Genomic DNA, 16,580 nt, shown 5'->3' with positions numbered 1-16,580 from the left:
CATAAATGGTTCTAATATTATATAAGTGGTGTGTGTCTATCTTTCGGCTTATAGATACAAAGGGATAAAAGGAAGTTGCATATAGGTTGTAAAAAAGTTTAAACGGTTAAATAGCTGTTTGAACGACGGAAGTGGCGAAGTTTCAACTTCGTTTTTTGCTTTTCCCCCAATCTCCCTACCTTTGCGTTTTAGATAGCATATATATATGACTGAACAAATTCTGATTTTAGATTTTGGCTCGCAGTACACCCAGTTAATTGCACGCAGAGTTCGCGAACTGAATGTTTATTGTGAAATCCACCCATACAACAACTTCCCCGAACTCACTCCCAACGTCAAAGGCGTCATTCTCTCAGGAAGCCCCTGTTCGGTAAGGGACGAAGACTCTCCCCGGATCGATCTCGACAAATTTCGCAAAATACTACCCCTGCTGGGCGTATGCTACGGTGCGCAATTGCTCGCACAGGAGCTGGGCGGCGATGTGAAGCCCTCACAACACCGCGAATACGGCCGTGCACGCCTGGAAATCGATGATACCGATTCTTCATTGCTCGCAGGTTTGTCGGAATCCTCGCAAGTCTGGATGTCACACGGTGACACGATCGTCCGCGCGCCTCAGAACTTCCACGTGATCGCTTCCACGGAATCCGTAAAGGTGGCGGCATTCAAGGTGGAGGACGAACTCACTTACGGTATTCAGTTCCACCCGGAGGTTACACACACCACCGAAGGCAAAAAGCTGTTGCATAACTTCGTTGTTAACATTTGCGGTTGCAAGCAGGAGTGGACGTCCGAGTCATTTGTGGAGCACACCATCGACCAGCTTCGTCAAAAACTAGGCGATGACAAGGTTGTAATGGCATTGTCGGGAGGTGTGGATTCTACGGTTGCCGCAACGCTCGTACACCACGCGATCGGTCAGAATTTATATTGTATTTTCGTTGATAACGGCCTTTTGCGTAAGGATGAATTTGAGCAGGTGCTCCATTCTTACCAGGATATGGGCCTCAATATCAAAGGTGTCGATTCTAAATCGCACTTTTACCAGTCACTCGACGGGCTAAGTGATCCGGAAGCGAAACGTAAGGCGATCGGAAAGTCGTTCATCGATATTTTCGATCAGGAAGCGCATCTGATCGAAGACGTGAAATGGCTTGGCCAGGGTACTATTTATCCCGACGTAATCGAATCCGTTTCGGTGAAGGGACCTTCGGCTACCATCAAATCGCACCACAACGTGGGTGGTTTGCCCGATTTTATGAAATTGAAAATTGTCGAACCGCTGAATACACTGTTCAAAGACGAGGTAAGGGCGGTTGGACGTACACTGGGAATTGACGAGAAGATACTGGGCCGTCACCCGTTCCCGGGCCCAGGCCTGGCGATCCGTATTTTGGGAGAAATCACTGCCGAGAAAGTGGCGATTTTGCAGGAAGTGGACGCTATCTTCATCGGAGGTCTCCGCAAATGGGATCTTTATAAAGACGTTTGGCAGGCCGGTGCCATGCTGCTGCCTGTGCAGAGTGTAGGCGTTATGGGCGATGAGCGTACATACGAGCGCGTAGTCGCGCTGCGGGCCGTAACTTCGGTCGACGGTATGACAGCCGACTGGGCGCATTTGCCATACGATTTCCTCGCGGAAGTTTCGAATGACATTATCAATAAGGTAAAAGGGGTGAACAGGGTCGTTTACGACATTTCTTCGAAACCGCCGGCTACCATCGAATGGGAATAACGAATATAAAAAAAGCGGACATCGTCCGCTTTTTTTATATGTGGTGTTTTCGTAAAATGTCAGGATCGCCCGACTCCGCGGCTTAGTAAGCTCAACACGAAAAGAACGAGGAATACGAAGAAAAGAATTTTAGCAATTCCGGCTGCACCTGCGGCTATTCCGCCGAATCCAAGGATACCGGCAATGATAGCGATGACGAGAAATATTACGGTCCATCTAAGCATGATTGACAAGTATTTAGGTTTTTAATTATTGATTTCTGATTCAATAGTTACCAAATATGTGCCAGCATCTCACAGCCGCTCCAAATGCCCTAAACGGCTGGAATCGCTTAAAAATGAGGTTTTTTGTGGAGAATGATGCACAGTTTCAAGGGATTCCGTTAATTTGCGGTTTAATCAAATTACTAATGTTCTAATGAAGTTTAATTTATCTGTGCTATTGCTGGTCGCGCTTGCGTTCCGGGTTTCAGCACAAAGTGACCGTTGGCAGCAGCGCGCGAAGTATCAGATGGAAATTGATTTTGATGCGGTCAAACACCAGTACAAGGGCACCCAAAAACTCGTCTACACTAATAATTCTCCCGACACGCTCCAAAAGGTATTTTATCATTTATACCTGAATGCATTCCAGCCAGGCAGCCAGATGGACGTGCGCTCGCGCTCCATCAGCGACCCGGATTCAAGGGTGAAGGACCGCATTTCCAAATTATCGCCTTCGGAAATCGGCTATGAAAAAGTGCTTTCGCTGAAACAGAATGGCAAATCGCTGAAATACGAGGTGGTAGGGACGATTCTGGAAGTAACTCTCAACGAGAAAATCCTTCCGAAGTCGAATCATACTTTCGAAATGGAATTCGAAGCACAGGTACCGTTACAAATTCGTCGCACGGGCCGTAACAACAACGAGGGCATCGACTACTCGATGGCGCAGTGGTATCCCAAAATGTCGGAATACGATTATGAAGGATGGCACGCCAATCCTTACATCGGTCGCGAATTCTACGGAATCTGGGGTGATTTCGATGTCAAAATTACGATGGATGCGGCCTACACCATTGCCGGAACGGGCTATCTGCAGAACCCTGACAAAATCGGTCACGGGTATTCCAATAAAAATGTGACGCACAAACCGGGCGAGCGCCTTACCTGGCATTTCGTAGCGCCGGACGTTCACGACTTTATGTGGGCAGCCGACCGCGATTATCAGCACGATGTCGTGAAAGTGGATGATAACCTTGACCTGCATTTCTTCTATCAGACCGATACGCTGGCTAATGTTTGGAAGCAAATGGAGCCGCTCGCGGTGCGTTCGTTCAAGATCATGAACGAGCAGTTTGGACGCTATCCCTACAAACAATATTCGGTGATCCAGGGCGGCGATGGCGGAATGGAGTACCCGATGGCGACGCTGATCACCGGTCGGCTGAACCTCCACGCATTGACGAGCGTGACGGTGCATGAATCGATCCACAGCTGGTTTCAGGGGGTTTTGGGAACCAATGAATCCAAATACCCATGGATGGATGAAGGTTTTACGACCTATGCGCAAAATATTGTGATGGGCGAGTTGTTTCCTTCGAAAGGCGATCCGCAACGCGCTGCTACCACTAGCTACCGCAGTTTAGTGAAGTCGGGAACGGAAGAGCCGCTTACTACGCACGCCGATCATTACAATACCAACAAAGCATACAGCATTGCCAGCTATAACAAGGGCGCGGTTTTCCTTAACCAGCTGAATTATATTATGGGTAAGGAAATATTTCAGCGCGCCATAAAGCGATATTACGCCGAATGGAAGTTCAAACATCCCAATCCGACCGATTTGAAACGCATTATGGAAAAGGAATCGGGCCTGGAACTGGATTGGTTTTGGGAGAATTTTGTGGGAACAACCAAGACGATCGATTACGGCATCCGTGAAGTGTTGGCTAATGCCGGCAAAACCGATGTGGTGCTGGAAAGGATCGGGCAAATGCCCATGCCGCTGGATGTGGTCGTGAGCTATAAGGACGGAACACAGGAGAATTTTTACATTCCGCTCGAAATTATGCGCGGCGAAAAGGCTGAGAAATGGTATTCTAAAACCACGCAAATGGCTGACTGGGGCTGGACTTATCCTGAATATTCCTTCACCATTGACCGGAACATTGCCGACATTCAGACGATCGTGATCGACCCGAGCCAGCGCATGGCTGATATCGAAGTTGATAACAATACCTGGCCTACGGTTCCAAAAACCGCTCCGCGTTTCAAGGCTTCAAAAGTGAAATAGTTACCGTCCGAACCGAAAAGAGGCACCGACGCGCCATCCCATCCCCTGGAAATGGGAGCCATGGAATTGCGCGACGGCCTCCAACCGGACGATCCGCATGATATTATCAATTCCATAAACCGCTTCTGAATAGTTTCGCATTGTGGGTACACGCAGATAATGCAGCTGCAACGTCTCCGAAATGCCGGTTACGCGCAATGCCTGTATGCGTGTGAGCAGGAAATGCTGCATGGTCCAGGTTAAATGTGTCTGGAAAAACCACTTCGAAGTACTGTAACGGTAATAGGGCAACATCCGGAACTGATCGGGTGGGTAGACATACTGGAAGAAGAATTCGTTGCCCATGAAGTGCTGATAGTCCGGAAAGTACATCTTTTTTGTGCTTAAGAAACCACCGCCGTTGATCAGATATTCGAGGTTGCTGCGCGGCCCGAGGCTCAAATCCTGCCGGATGGTACCTTGCAATAACGAATAATCGGAATCTCCCAGAAAGCCCAACCCACTTTTGTAATTGACAATAAAAGCCGGCCCCCGACTTCTCAAATAGCGTTTTTCACCATTTCTGATCAGGTATCTTCTCCACGGCCGCAATGTGGCGGTAATATCGAATATCCACGCATTATGTTCTTCAAAACCGGTGTTATCCAACTCGCGGTTAACCGGCCTGTTAGGCGTAAACCCGAATTGATTCCAGAAAATAATCGGTCGCGCGCTTTCCTGGTTGAAAAGCTCCTTACGATGTTCAAAATCCAGGCTTGCGTTCAGGCTCAGTACGTCGCCGATATTGCGGAGCGTGTATTGGATATGGCCGTATTGTTTCTGGTAAACCTTCATCAGGCTGCGGTCGACAAAGCGCGCGGCAATACTGTTGGGCAAGGGTGGGATAGGGTCACGATTGTTAATCTGCGACGCCATTTCTCCGCCGGAAAGTCCCAGATTCCAGTTTCTCCCGCCGATATTCGTTTCGAGATTTCCATACAGCCGCTTCCGGCCAAAAGAATAGCGCACCAAAGGCCGCAGACTGAAATACGCCGATTTACCCCATCGCTTCTGCCATTCGGTGATGAAGTTAATCGCGTTTCCTTCGACAGAATTATAGCTGATGGATAGCAACGGACTTTTGAAATAGAAAGAATTTCGTTTTCCGAGCGCGTAAGTATTGCCGAGAATCAGATGCACAGGTTTGAAATGTGTCGAGTCAGGTTTTGTTTTGACCCTGACAGAGTCCTTGACGACTTTGATGCTATCCTGGGTGACATAGCTCGAAACTTCCGATTTTGTCAGCGGGATGGGGCGCAACGTCTGCCAGTAAATAGTGTCGCGCTTGTTCGCCATCGAATCGATCACGATGGAATCCTGCCGCACGAGCCGGTCGTTGCCCAGCTGTTCTTTTTGTTCTTTTTTCTGCTGTTTTTCGTATTGTTTGGTGAGTTTTCTGAAATTTTTGGTTGAAAACTCCTTCTGTGCCTGGATTAGGTTTTCGAGATCTTTGCCACCTTTTACTTTGGGGGCATCTTCTTTTTTATGATCTGCAATGTTGATGTCTTCCCGCAGGCCGGGATCTACGTCGAGTTTCTCGTAGGTTAATGAAACCAGGTAACGGAATTCACCCGCGAAGCCAAGGTAGCTGCCATTCAGCCGGAACTGTTGATTGACCGGAATCCAGGCGCCCTGCACCGGACTGAATAGCTGTTTGGCCGAAATGTTCAAGCCGCTGGTTGTAGTTTGCAAGTCGTAGCTATGGATTGCCCAACGGTCTTCAAGTATAAACAGGCTTCCCTTAAAAACCCCTTCGCCGTAAGCTTTTGGGATAACCTTTATTTTATTGACGATCTGGCCTCTTTCTTCGAAATAGCCTTCGTATTCAAATTTGTAATAGGCAAAAGATTTGGGGGATAATGGAGAAATCGTGCCGGCTATTTCAGGGCTGTACAAACTGGCGAGAATGTACTCGTTCGGGGAAGGAATGCTGTTGTCGAGGCTGTTGCGTGTGGAAATAATGCGCTGGCTGTAATTGTTGGGGCGCCGGTATTTGATCTCCGCCACGCTTTCGTTCAGAATGGCTTTACCTTGCTGCACGCCCTCTTTTTTCAACCTTTTTTGAAGCAGGAAAGGGATCTTGGTGGCTACGCCCGTACTTCTTGAATATACTTTCGCCGTATAACCTCGTACCTGCAACTGGTGAAAACGTGCTTTGGCAATAGCCCGCCGCATAATGCTGTATGCCGGATCTTCCTTCGATTTGCCGACGGTGGCTTCCTGTAAGCTGAGTGCCTGCTCTTCCATGGTCACGTTCAGTTCGGTGAAATTGTTGCCGATTGTGAGCGTTTTGGAAATGCTTTTAAAACCCAAATACTGAAAAATGATCTCATAATTGCCGGGCGCGAGGCTGAATTCATATTCACCTTCTTCATTGGCCATCGTGCCGTTGCTCGTGCCTTTCACCGCGATGCCCGCGTAGGGAAGAGCCTCGCCGTTTTTTGTCGTAATGCGGCCCCTGATCCCACCGGCCCGGGAGAATTGTTGCACTGCCAGTAAAAGCATCAAGAATGCCAGAAAACGCATATAGTCGGGTGTAAAGTGCTGATAGCGGTGGTTAGAGGGCAGGTATGTTGTGCAACAAATTAGCGCAATTAGCACAAATTACATGACAATCCTGACCACCGCTATTCACTTTACTTATAGAACCGTACCAGCGATGTGGCGGGCAACAAAAAAGCGGCATGCCGGAGTTCCGGTATGCCGCTTTCAAACAGATATTTTTGACTTAGTCACACTCGCCGTCGACGGTACAATTCGCACCATCGGCCAGGCTCACGAGCGGTTTCGGATTCGCCTTTTCCCACTCGCCGAACGATTGCTGCAAAGCCCCAAGGAAAGTTTCGGTGTGTTGTGCTCCTGAAACCGCATATTTGCGATCCAGCACGAAGAACGGAACGCCTCGCGCACCAACCTGCTGTGCTTCGTACACATCCCTGCGCACGTCCTCGCTGAAACGCGTCCCTTCGAGTACCGCTCTCAGCTCAGTGGCGTCGAGGCCTATTGCGGTGCCCAGTTCTACCAGCGTATTGTGATCGGCCGTGTTCTTACCATCCGTAAAATAGGCTTTGAACAATTGTTCCTCAGCGGCGTCGCCCAGCCCTTTTGTTTTGGCAAATTGCAAAAACCGGTGCGCATCGAACGAGTTCGCGAGCACGGCTTTGTCCATATTATATTCCAAACCCACTTCTGCGGCCATATTGGTCACATGATCATTCATTTGTGCCGCATAATCGGGCGTCCAGCCTTTCGTTTCGGCCAGGTATTCGTTAATGCTCTTGCCGGGTTCGGTTTTCATCTGAGGGTTCAGCTGAAAACTTTTCCATTCCACTTGAATCTGGTCCCGCTGCGGAAATTCTGCCAGCGCATGCTCGAAGCGCCTCTTGCCGATATAGCAAAACGGGCACATTACATCACTCCATATTTCAACTTTCATAACATTCGTGTTAATTCGCGGTCTGCCGCGTTGTTATCCGTGGTACCTAAAAGCCACTAAAACAAAAGCCTATATCGATATAAAAAGTTCTTCATGCGCCCGGCGCACTTTCTTCGCATGCACATAAGGGTCTTTTTCCGCGTCGCGGTAGCCCAATGCGAGGATCACCACGCTGCGCAGACCTTTTTCGCGAAGTCCGAGGATTTCATCTACCTTGGCTGCGTCGAAGCCTTCCATCGGCGTAGCATCCACCTCTTCGGTAGCGGCAGCCACCAGCCCGTGGCCCAGGGCAATGTAAGCCTGGCGTGCAGACCAGTCGAAATTTACATCCTCGCTGCGGCTGAGGATACCGCCATTAATGCTGCTGTGAAAACCTGCCAGCGATTCCATGCTCACATTGCGGGTCGAGGCAACAAGTTTGAGATAATCCTCTACATGCTGCGAAGTCAGCTTCTCCCACACCGCGAAAATCAACAAATGTGAAGCGTCCGGTATTTGCGCCTGGCGGGTCGCGGCTTCATGATATATTCTGTCTTTCAGTGCTTTATCTTCTACGATCACGATATTGTAAGGTTGCAAACCTACCGAAGAAGGTGCCAGTTTGATCGCTTCAAGGATATTGTCCAGTTTTTCCTGGGGGATTGTCTGGCCATTCATGCGCTTGGTAGCATAGCGCCAGTTCAATTTTTCTATTAACTCGCTCATTTTTATCTAAGTTTGGTGTGCCGTTTACGAATCGACATGCAAACTTAATTAAATTTGCTATACATTTGTAAGTAGTATACAAAAGGATAGTGAAAAAATCAGCTATGGAAAAGACAAAGGAATCGCACCCGCACACCCTGGACGAATGCACCAAAAGCATCCTCCCCGTACGCGACGCATTGGAAGTACTCAGCGGCAAATGGAAGCTGCCTATCATTATATCCCTTATGTTCGGTAACAAACGCTTCTCGCAAATCGCGAAGGAAGTGCCGGGCATTACCGACAAAATGCTCTCGAAAGAGCTGCGTGAACTGGAATCGAACGACCTTGTGAAGCGGACGGTTTATGATTCTATTCCGGTGGTTGTGGAGTATTCGCTGACGGAGTACGGGCATTCGCTGAAAGTCGTGATCGCGACACTGCGGGATTGGGGTGCCGCGCACCGGAAGCGGATGATGGTGGAGAGTTAAGCGCTGATAACACAAAAAAGCAACCGGTGAAGGTTGCTTTTTTACTTAATGTCAAAATCAGAAAACCGATTACCCCAACTGGTTAATGCAGTTCAAATCTTCGAACGCCACTTTCAGACGCGAGATCATGCTCTCTTCGCCTTTGCGTAGCCATACGCGTGGATCGTAGTATTTTTTGTTTGGCGAGTCTGCGCCTTCGGGGTTGCCGAGTTGGGATTGCAGGTAGCCTTCTTTCGCTTTGTAATAGTTGAGAACACCTTCCCAGGTCGACCATTGCATGTCGGTGTCGATGTTCATTTTGATCGCACCGTATTCGATCGCTTCGCGGATTTCTTCGCGGGATGAGCCTGATCCTCCGTGGAATACGAAGTTAACAGGCAGGTCGCCGGTTCCGAATTTCTGTTTGATGTACTCTTGTGAGTTGCGAAGGATTTTCGGCTCCAACTTCACATTACCTGGCTTGTATACCCCGTGAACATTACCGAATGCAGCTGCAATGGTGAAGTTAGGGGAGATTTTAGAAAGTTCTTCGTAAGCGAATGCCACTTCCTCAGGCTGCGTGTACAGTTTCGAGCTGTCAACATCTGAGTTATCAACACCGTCTTCCTCGCCACCGGTCACGCCAAGTTCGATTTCAAGTGTCATACCCAGTTTCGCCATGCGCTCGAAATATTTAGCGCAAATCTCGATGTTTTCCTCGATAGGCTCCTCCGAAAGGTCGAGCATGTGCGAGCTGTACAATGGCTTACCGTATTGATCGAAATAACGCTCGCCAGCATCCAGCAAACCGTCGATCCAGGGAAGGAGTTTCTTAGCGCAGTGGTCCGTGTGAAGGATCACCGGAACTTCGTACAATGCCGCCATCTGGTGTACGTGCATCGCACCCGAGATACCGCCTGCGATAGCCGCTTGCTGGTTGGCATTTGAAAGGCTTTTTCCTGCATAAAATATAGCACCGCCATTCGAAAACTGTACAATGACAGGGCTGTTAACCGCTTTGGCTGTTTCCAGGACCGCATTTACCGAGTTGGTACCTACCACGTTAACCGCCGGAAGGGCATAGTTGTTTTCGTTGGCGTGGCGGAAAATTTCACTAACTCCATCGCCGGTTACAACACCGGGTGCAAAGCGTTTTGTCGTTTCGCTCATAGTAATAAAGGATATTTTTTCAAGAATTAATTTTACAATTCAAGTGTCGGCCCTGAATTGTACGGCAATCTTCGCAAGTTAGCTATTTTAGGGCGAAATGACCGAGTTATGTATGGTTTATTATGGGTTGAAACGAAGATTAATCCAGCATTGACCGTTTTGGCGCAATCTGTGTATCTTTGAAAATCATTGCAAAAAATGGGGCCGCAGCCCGCATGTTTAAGAAGAACCTTCACGAATGAATTCCAAACTGATCCGGACGATTTTCCTGGCCCTCGCATTCGGCTTTCTGGTGCTTTGGGTGCTCGAATTCCGGCGCGCCGGGCTGTTAGAAAGCTACTGGCTGTTACTGTTGTGCATTGTTTGCTTTTTGCTATTCCAATTCAGCCGGTTGAAAGCTGCCACGCTTGCGAAACAGGCAGGGGAGCCGGAGGCTGTATCTAAAAAATCCACCAGTCCGTTGGTCCATTCCAAACCTGGTAAAAATCCGAAGAAATGAACCTGATACTCCTGGTTACGACCATCATATTCTTCATGCTGGCGGGCTACTACGGGGCCGTGCGGTCGGTGTTGCTGGATGTGTGGATCGACCGGTATTCGCTCCGCCATGAAAAAAACGAGCAGGTGGAGCAAACGCTCTACTGGCGCCGCATTCTGAGGATGATCCGTCTGCTGGCCGTTGCATTAGGCTGCTTTATGGGTGTAATCACCGTTTTTCCTTTGTTTGAACTGAACACAGAAACGCAGAATTGGTTGCTAATCGCCCTGCTTTTTGCGGCGATGGCAGTTTTGTGGATGGTCTGCTATTCGAGTTGGGTCAAAATCGGCCGGAGTTTTCCAAAGGTGCTCGATTTAAAAGCATTTCCGGTTAGGTTCGGTGAGTGGCTGATGACGCCGCTGTATTGGGTGATCGAGCCGTTTGTGAAAGAAAATATTCTGTCGCCTTCATTACGTGACGACATCATATCCGCCGATGACCCCGATTTCGACGACCACAGTATTGAGGAAAAGATGTTTATCAATGCATTGGACTTCAAAGATTTGCGAATCAGGGATTGTATGATCCCGCGCACGGAAATATCGGCCGTGAATGTGAATGCGAGCATCGAGGATTTGCGGACGGCCTTTCTCACCAGCGGTCACTCCAAAATCATTGTACATAAAGAATCGGTGGACGAGGTGCTGGGCTACTGCCATGCATTGTCGTTGTTTAAAAAGCCCAAGGAGATCAGCAGCATCATTACGCCCATTCTGATCGTGCCCGAAGCCATGGCTGCGCGCGACCTGATGCTGCGCTTTCTGGAAGAGCGCAGGAGTATTGCGTTGGTAGTGGACGAATTCGGCGGGACATCGGGCCTGGTGAGCGTAGAGGACGTGGTAGAGCAGATTTTCGGGGAGATCCAGGATGAATACGATACGACGGAAGACTGGACGGAACGCCAGCTCGACGAACACACCTATATGCTCAGCGCACGTCATGAGCTCGATTACCTGAATGAAAAATATGGCTGGGAGCTTCCGGAAGGAGACTACGACACCGTCGCCGGTATGCTGATCCACTTCTACGGCGATTTGCCCGATGAAAACGAAGTTGTCGAAATGCCGCCGTATTCTTTTCAGATCGTTTCCGTACAGGATACGCGCATTGAATTAGTAAAACTGACGATCGAAGACCGAAGATCCGAGCGCACCGGTCACAATTAATCAGAGATTATCAAGCCTAAAACGATTCCTATGATCAGATTTGCCCGGATTTTAGTTTTAATACTACTATTTCCAATCCTCGCATTTGCCCAGCAGGCAAAGCTCAAATCTGAAATCGAGACCATTAGTAAGGACGCAAAAGGCATTGTGGGCGTGGGGGTAATGGATTTAAAGACAAGGGAAACGCTGCTGATGAACCAGGAACATAAGTTTCCCATGCAGAGCACGTTTAAATTTCCGCTGGCAATAGCGGTGCTGGATCTGGTGGATAAGGGGAAATATAAAATCAACCAGAAAATTCACGTAAAAAGTGCCGGGCTCGACCCGGAGACGCACAGCCCGATGCGCGACAAACGTCCGAACCAGGATTTCGACATTACGATCGGCGAACTCCTGAGCTACTCGGTTTCTGAAAGCGACAACAATGCATGCGACATTCTTTTCGAGCTCGCCGGCGGCACTAAAAAAGTGAATGAGTATATTCATTCGTTGGGCGTGAAAGATATTGCGATCGTAGCGACCGAAAAGGAAATGAAAGCAGGCTGGGACGTGCAGTATACCAACTATGCCCGCCCCTCGGCCTACCTGCAATTGCTGCAAATCGCGTATGAACGTAGAAAGCTGTCGAAAGCGAGCCATGATTATCTTTGGAAAATGATGGTGGAAGGGCCTACCGGATTAAAAAGGATAAAAGGGTTGCTTCCAAAAGGCACGGAAGTGGCGCACAAAACGGGCACTTCGGGCACGAATGACAAAGGAATATCCGCAGCAACCAACGATGCGGGGATTATCAGGCTGCCCAATGGAAAGGACATTGCGGTCGTAGTGTTCGTTTCCGACGCTGCCGCGAACATGGATACGCGCGAGCTGGTGATTGCCCGCATCGCGAAGTCCGTTTGGGACTACTACGGCAGCAAATAAATAAGAATATTAAAGAAAACCTGTGCGGATTACAGTCGAGAAAATAGGCAAGAAGTTCATCAAAGAGTGGATTGTCAGAAATGCCAGCTTCGAACTCGCTGCTGGCGAGAAATATGTATTTGTGGGCCCGAATGGAAGCGGGAAATCTACATTGTTACAACTGTTAACGGGTGTGATCCCGGTTTCGGAAGGGAAAATCGCTTATACCGACGTTACCGGTAAGGAAATCGAAACCGACCATTGGTATAAACACCTTGTCATCGCGGCGCCTTATCTGGAACTGATCGAGGAGTTTACGTTGCGGGAGCAGATCGAATTTCATAACAAGTTCAAACCCTTTAAAAACGGCATTTCGGCGAGAGATTTTGAGGATTTTATCCAACTGCCTCATGCGAGCGGGAAGATTATCCGGCATTTTTCGTCGGGTATGAAGCAGCGGGTGAAACTGGGGCTGGCATTCCTGTCGGATGTGCCAGTGGTTTTTCTGGATGAGCCAACAACAAATCTGGACGTGCAAGGCATCAATTGGTACCTCGATCACGTAATGGATAATACACAGAACCAGTTGGTTTTACTGGGTTCAAATGTGCAGCAGGAATACGAATTTTGTAAAAATATCATCTCGGTTTCTGCGTTCAAATAGAAAAAACATGCCGCGCGGACTATGCAGAAAACTTTACGGCTTCTCTTCATATCGTTTCTGATCATCGTCCGCACAGCCGACCATTCGCAGGCTGCTTCGGCTTATTTTATCGAAAACAAGGGGCAATGGGACAGTGACGTCCGTTTCCGCGCCGCCATTCCGGGCGGGTTCCTGTTTTTGAAATCGCATTCACTGCTTTACGTATTGTATGAGGGCTCGAAAATCTCCGCAATGCACGCGAAGGGACACACCCAGGCGCCGGGTGCACGGGGGGACGCGAGCGTACCTGACCTGCGCGCGCACGGAGTGGAAGTATCGTTCCTCCATGCATCTCCGAATGTGCGATATAAGCCTTTAAAGGAAGGCAAAGGGCATTTTAATTACTTTCTCGGAAATGATGCCAAAAACTGGGCGAGCGGTGTGAAGGGTTTTGAAGAGGTTGTATATGAAAATATTTACCCCGATATCGACCTCCGCATTTACGTCAACCAGGCGAAGCTGAAATATGAATTCATTGTCAAGCCCGGGGCCGACGCTTCCCGGATCAGTTTTCAGTATAAAGGCGCTGAGGAGGTGTCTTTGAATGAATCAGGACAGATTGTGATTAAAACTTCGGTGGGGGATATCAAAGAAGCCCAGCCGTATTCATTTCAAACGGGTAGCAATGCCCGCACTGCGGAGGTGGCTTCTGCATTTCGCATGTCCGAAAATCATATCGCGCATTTCGAACTGCCTGCCGGTTATAACAAAGCATTGCCGCTTACGATCGACCCGGAACTGATTTTCTCGACCTACTCGGGTTCAATGGTCGACAACTGGGGCCACACCGCGACGTATGACGATGAAGGTAACCTCTATTCCGGCGGCACGGTATTCGGTAATAATTTTCCCGCGACGACAGGTGCATTTCAGGTCAAATTTGCTGGATTTGTCGATGTTTCGATCATGAAGTTCAACCCCGCCGGTTCGGACCTCCTGTATGCTACTTTCCTGGGGGGCGACGCGACAGACGTGCCTACCAGCCTGATCGTGAACAGTAAAAAAGAACTGCTCATTCTGGGAACAACCTCCTCCAAAGATTATCCCTTAACGAAGGCATTTCAATCAACATTTGGCGGAGGAACGCGTATGACGCCTATCTCGGGCCTCGACCTGCTCAATGGCAGTGACCTTTTCATCTCAAAGCTCAGTACAGACGGAAAACAGCTTACCGGTTCGACATTTCTGGGAGGAAGCGGTAATGACGGCGTGAGCGTCACGGACGATGTGGCGATCCGGAATTACGGCGATAGTTTTCGTGGCGAAATAGGAGTCGACAACAGCGACCGCGTTTATATTGTTTCTTCCACCAATTCAGCCAATTTCCCACTGAAAAATCCTTCGCAAGGCAAGTTGGGAGGTGGCCAGGACGGGATAGTGGTCAAACTTTCCGCCGGGCTTGATCAATTGCTATGGTCGACCTACCTGGGCGGGGATAAATGGGATGCAGCCTATTCATTAAAAGTAACAGCTAGTGGAGAAGTATACACCGCGGGCATTTCGCAAAGCGGTAACCTGCCCACCAAAACAGGCGCTTACCAACAGGCATTGAAAGGGAACGAGGACGGTTTTGTGGCCCGTTTTGTGAATGACCAGCTCTCGGCATTGACTTACCTTGGAACCGATAAGCAGGATGGGGCCTATTTGCTAGATATCGATCAGGCCAATCAGGTTTATGTGTACGGTCTTACGATGGGCAGCTATCCGGTCAGCCAGAGCGTGTACCAGAATGCAAAAAGCGGGCAGTTTGTGCAAGCATTGAATGCTTCATTGTCGCAATCGTTGTTCTCGACGGTGATAGGCTCCGGACGCGGCACCCCGGATATTTCCCCGACGGCGTTCCTGGTGAGTGAATGCGGGAATATTTACCTCGCCGGCTGGGGTGGAAATGTAAACAGCGGCACCAATAACAACGTGACCAGCAGTACCACGGGCCTGCCCGTCACCGAGGATGCTATTCAGCCTACCACGAACGGAAACAACTTTTACATCGCAATTCTAGAACAAGGCGCAAAATCATTGCTATATGCCACATTTTTCGGAAGCCTCGCGCGAGACCCGCGCCTGCAAGGCGATCATGTGGACGGCGGAACCAGCCGGTTCGATAAAAATGGTATGATTTACCACGCTACATGCGCCTGCGGAGGCAGCCACTTTCCCGCCACGCCCCAGGCCTGGTCGGAAACTAACAATAGCGACAACTGTAACAATGCGGCATTCAAGATTGATATCGACCGTTTGAAAGCGGATTTCGACGTGTATGCCGGGCAAACCAAAGACGTGCTGCGCGGTTGCCCGCCGCTGGAACTGACATTCGTGAATACGAGCGAAGGCGGGGTAGATTATATCTGGGAAGTCAATGGAAATACCATTTCGAGAGAAGAGGGGCAATCGGAATATGTTTTTACGAAACCGGGGGAATATACAGTGACCCTTACGGCCTACAACCGGTTGAGCTGCAAGCGAATGGATGTGGCTGAAAAGAAGATCATTGTCGAGACATTGGCGACAAAGGTAACAGGGGATACCACGGTCTGTGAAAACAGCACGGTAAAACTGAGCGCCAGCGGCGGTACGCAATATAAATGGTCACCGACCGCCGGGTTGAACAATGCAAACATCGCCGCGCCGACTGCAACGGTCAAAGAAACAACTGAATACACGGTTGAAATCAGCAATGCTACGGGCTGCAAAGTCACTGAGCGGGTGAAAGTAGGCGTCGAGAAAAAGGCGGACTTCGTGGACATGCCTGATACCGAAGTATGCCAGGGCGCGACTGTGACGCTCACCGTGTCGGGCACGGCCCCGCAATACAAATGGCATGCTACGACCGGTTTGCAGGAAACGACGGGGAAATCCGTGACCGTAAAACCAACGCAAACGACGACCTACATCATCGAAGGCTTATATGAGGACGGCTGCCGACCGCTTCGCGAGATTACCGTGAAGGTCGACCAGTCTTATGCTCCCGATTTTGAAGTAGTGCAATCCGGTGGTGCCTGTAACGAGCCGTTTTCCTATTCACTGGCCAGCAAAGGCGGCCATGCGCAGCGCTACGAGTGGAATATGGGTACCGGTAACCCCATGACTGCCCAAGAGGTGAAGAACTACATTTACGAAGTCCCGGGGGAATACACGATTACACTCACAGCCTACAATGCAGCCGGCTGCTCGCTTACGGCGTCCAAAAAAATCAGCGCTGAGCCTGCATTTACATTAAGCAACGTCATTACCCCCAACGGCGACGGGAAGAACGACTTTTTTATCGTCCCGGTGGCCTCGTCGTCCCTGGAAGTTTTCAACCGCTGGGGCAAATCGATCTTCAAATCGGCTGATTACAAGAATGATTGGGGGAGGGGAATTGCCAATGGGACTTACCTCTACGTAGTCGACACGCCGCGGGGTAATCATTGCAAAGGCTGGGTAGAGGTCTTGGAATAGCGGGGTTTTGATTGTATTGGGAGA

General features: G+C 49.4%; 13 protein-coding genes. 8 read left to right on the top strand and 5 right to left on the bottom strand.

Annotated features, from left to right (window positions below):
- Nucleotides 1-205: 205 nt before the first annotated feature.
- On the top strand, nt 206-1,735 hold the full coding sequence (gene guaA / locus ACTJJJ_RS22970; RefSeq protein ID WP_188935987.1) for a glutamine-hydrolyzing GMP synthase: 1,530 nt from the start codon (nt 206-208) through the stop codon (nt 1,733-1,735).
- 59 nt (nt 1,736-1,794) lie between these two features.
- On the opposite strand, the gene ACTJJJ_RS22965 is transcribed toward guaA, so the two are convergent.
- Nucleotides 1,795-1,959, bottom strand: coding sequence for a DUF1328 family protein (locus tag ACTJJJ_RS22965; protein ID WP_083769210.1), 165 nt, complete (start codon nt 1,957-1,959; stop codon nt 1,795-1,797).
- Between the two features lie 193 nt (nt 1,960-2,152).
- Between ACTJJJ_RS22965 and ACTJJJ_RS22960 the strand changes: the two genes are divergently transcribed.
- Nucleotides 2,153-4,009, top strand: a complete 1,857-nt coding sequence (locus ACTJJJ_RS22960; RefSeq protein WP_188935985.1) for a M1 family metallopeptidase — start codon at nt 2,153-2,155, stop codon at nt 4,007-4,009.
- On the opposite strand, the gene ACTJJJ_RS22955 is transcribed toward ACTJJJ_RS22960, so the two are convergent.
- The 3 genes from ACTJJJ_RS22955 to ACTJJJ_RS22945 form a co-directional block, all read right to left on the bottom strand.
- Nucleotides 4,010-6,574 (bottom strand): DUF5686 and carboxypeptidase regulatory-like domain-containing protein, encoded by a 2,565-nt coding sequence (locus tag ACTJJJ_RS22955; RefSeq protein ID WP_440703139.1) that lies wholly within the window; start codon nt 6,572-6,574, stop codon nt 4,010-4,012.
- 202 nt (nt 6,575-6,776) lie between these two features.
- Nucleotides 6,777-7,484 carry a DsbA family oxidoreductase gene (locus ACTJJJ_RS22950; RefSeq protein WP_188935981.1) on the bottom strand — a complete coding sequence of 236 codons (708 nt, stop codon included), beginning with the start codon at nt 7,482-7,484 and terminating at the stop codon, nt 6,777-6,779.
- Between the two features lie 69 nt (nt 7,485-7,553).
- Complete coding sequence (locus ACTJJJ_RS22945; RefSeq protein ID WP_188935979.1) at nt 7,554-8,189, bottom strand: NAD(P)H-dependent oxidoreductase; 636 nt, start codon at nt 8,187-8,189, stop codon at nt 7,554-7,556.
- A gap of 104 nt (nt 8,190-8,293) precedes the next feature.
- Between ACTJJJ_RS22945 and ACTJJJ_RS22940 the strand changes: the two genes are divergently transcribed.
- On the top strand, nt 8,294-8,659 hold the full coding sequence (locus tag ACTJJJ_RS22940) for a winged helix-turn-helix transcriptional regulator (RefSeq protein ID WP_440703138.1): 366 nt from the start codon (nt 8,294-8,296) through the stop codon (nt 8,657-8,659).
- Nucleotides 8,660-8,728: 69 nt separating this feature from the next.
- On the opposite strand, the gene fbaA is transcribed toward ACTJJJ_RS22940, so the two are convergent.
- Entirely contained in the window at nt 8,729-9,808 is a 1,080-nt protein-coding gene (gene fbaA, locus ACTJJJ_RS22935) for a class II fructose-bisphosphate aldolase (protein ID WP_106597385.1), read from the bottom strand.
- Nucleotides 9,809-10,046: 238 nt separating this feature from the next.
- Here fbaA and ACTJJJ_RS22930 point away from each other — a divergent pair, with 238 nt between their 5' ends.
- The 5 genes from ACTJJJ_RS22930 to ACTJJJ_RS22910 are packed head-to-tail and all read left to right on the top strand — an operon-like array spanning nt 10,047 to nt 16,556.
- Nucleotides 10,047-10,307 (top strand): hypothetical protein, encoded by a 261-nt coding sequence (locus tag ACTJJJ_RS22930; protein ID WP_188935975.1) that lies wholly within the window; start codon nt 10,047-10,049, stop codon nt 10,305-10,307.
- Nucleotides 10,304-11,512, top strand: a complete 1,209-nt coding sequence (locus ACTJJJ_RS22925; protein ID WP_440703137.1) for a hemolysin family protein — start codon at nt 10,304-10,306, stop codon at nt 11,510-11,512. The genes ACTJJJ_RS22930 and ACTJJJ_RS22925 overlap by 4 nt, the downstream gene beginning before the upstream one ends.
- A 30-nt stretch (nt 11,513-11,542) precedes the next feature.
- The gene (gene bla, locus ACTJJJ_RS22920) at nt 11,543-12,433 is read left to right on the top strand and encodes a class A beta-lactamase, subclass A2 (protein ID WP_440703136.1); all 891 of its coding nucleotides are present in this window, start codon (nt 11,543-11,545) and stop codon (nt 12,431-12,433) included.
- A gap of 22 nt (nt 12,434-12,455) precedes the next feature.
- A complete protein-coding gene (locus ACTJJJ_RS22915; RefSeq protein WP_188935972.1) occupies nt 12,456-13,076 on the top strand; it encodes an ABC transporter ATP-binding protein in 621 nt (206 codons plus the stop codon).
- A 21-nt stretch (nt 13,077-13,097) separates the two neighbouring features.
- Nucleotides 13,098-16,556, top strand: coding sequence for a PKD domain-containing protein (locus ACTJJJ_RS22910; RefSeq protein WP_440703135.1), 3,459 nt, complete (start codon nt 13,098-13,100; stop codon nt 16,554-16,556).
- The last annotated feature ends 24 nt before the right edge of the window (nt 16,557-16,580 follow it).

It is taken from the genome of Dyadobacter sp. 22481, assembly GCF_052044875.1.
GTDB lineage: Bacteria > Bacteroidota > Bacteroidia > Cytophagales > Spirosomataceae > Dyadobacter > Dyadobacter endophyticus.
The sequence above is the reverse complement of the archived record's forward strand: the minus strand, read 5'-3'. Positions and strand labels throughout refer to the sequence as shown.

What these genes read in the sequence shown, in the direction of transcription:
- ACTJJJ_RS22910 (WP_440703135.1), top strand. Translation starts at nt 13,098, where the DNA reads ATGCAGAAAACTTTACGGCTTCTCTTCATATCGTTTCTGATCATCGTC.
- ACTJJJ_RS22930 (WP_188935975.1), top strand. Translation starts at nt 10,047, where the DNA reads ATGAATTCCAAACTGATCCGGACGATTTTCCTGGCCCTCGCATTCGGC.
- ACTJJJ_RS22940 (WP_440703138.1), top strand. Translation starts at nt 8,294, where the DNA reads ATGGAAAAGACAAAGGAATCGCACCCGCACACCCTGGACGAATGCACC.
- fbaA (WP_106597385.1), bottom strand. Translation starts at nt 9,808, where the DNA reads ATGAGCGAAACGACAAAACGCTTTGCACCCGGTGTTGTAACCGGCGAT.
- ACTJJJ_RS22945 (WP_188935979.1), bottom strand. Translation starts at nt 8,189, where the DNA reads ATGAGCGAGTTAATAGAAAAATTGAACTGGCGCTATGCTACCAAGCGC.
- guaA (WP_188935987.1), top strand. Translation starts at nt 206, where the DNA reads ATGACTGAACAAATTCTGATTTTAGATTTTGGCTCGCAGTACACCCAG.
- bla (WP_440703136.1), top strand. Translation starts at nt 11,543, where the DNA reads ATGATCAGATTTGCCCGGATTTTAGTTTTAATACTACTATTTCCAATC.
- ACTJJJ_RS22955 (WP_440703139.1), bottom strand. Translation starts at nt 6,574, where the DNA reads ATGCGTTTTCTGGCATTCTTGATGCTTTTACTGGCAGTGCAACAATTC.
- ACTJJJ_RS22950 (WP_188935981.1), bottom strand. Translation starts at nt 7,484, where the DNA reads ATGAAAGTTGAAATATGGAGTGATGTAATGTGCCCGTTTTGCTATATC.
- ACTJJJ_RS22925 (WP_440703137.1), top strand. Translation starts at nt 10,304, where the DNA reads ATGAACCTGATACTCCTGGTTACGACCATCATATTCTTCATGCTGGCG.
- ACTJJJ_RS22960 (WP_188935985.1), top strand. Translation starts at nt 2,153, where the DNA reads ATGAAGTTTAATTTATCTGTGCTATTGCTGGTCGCGCTTGCGTTCCGG.
- ACTJJJ_RS22965 (WP_083769210.1), bottom strand. Translation starts at nt 1,959, where the DNA reads ATGCTTAGATGGACCGTAATATTTCTCGTCATCGCTATCATTGCCGGT.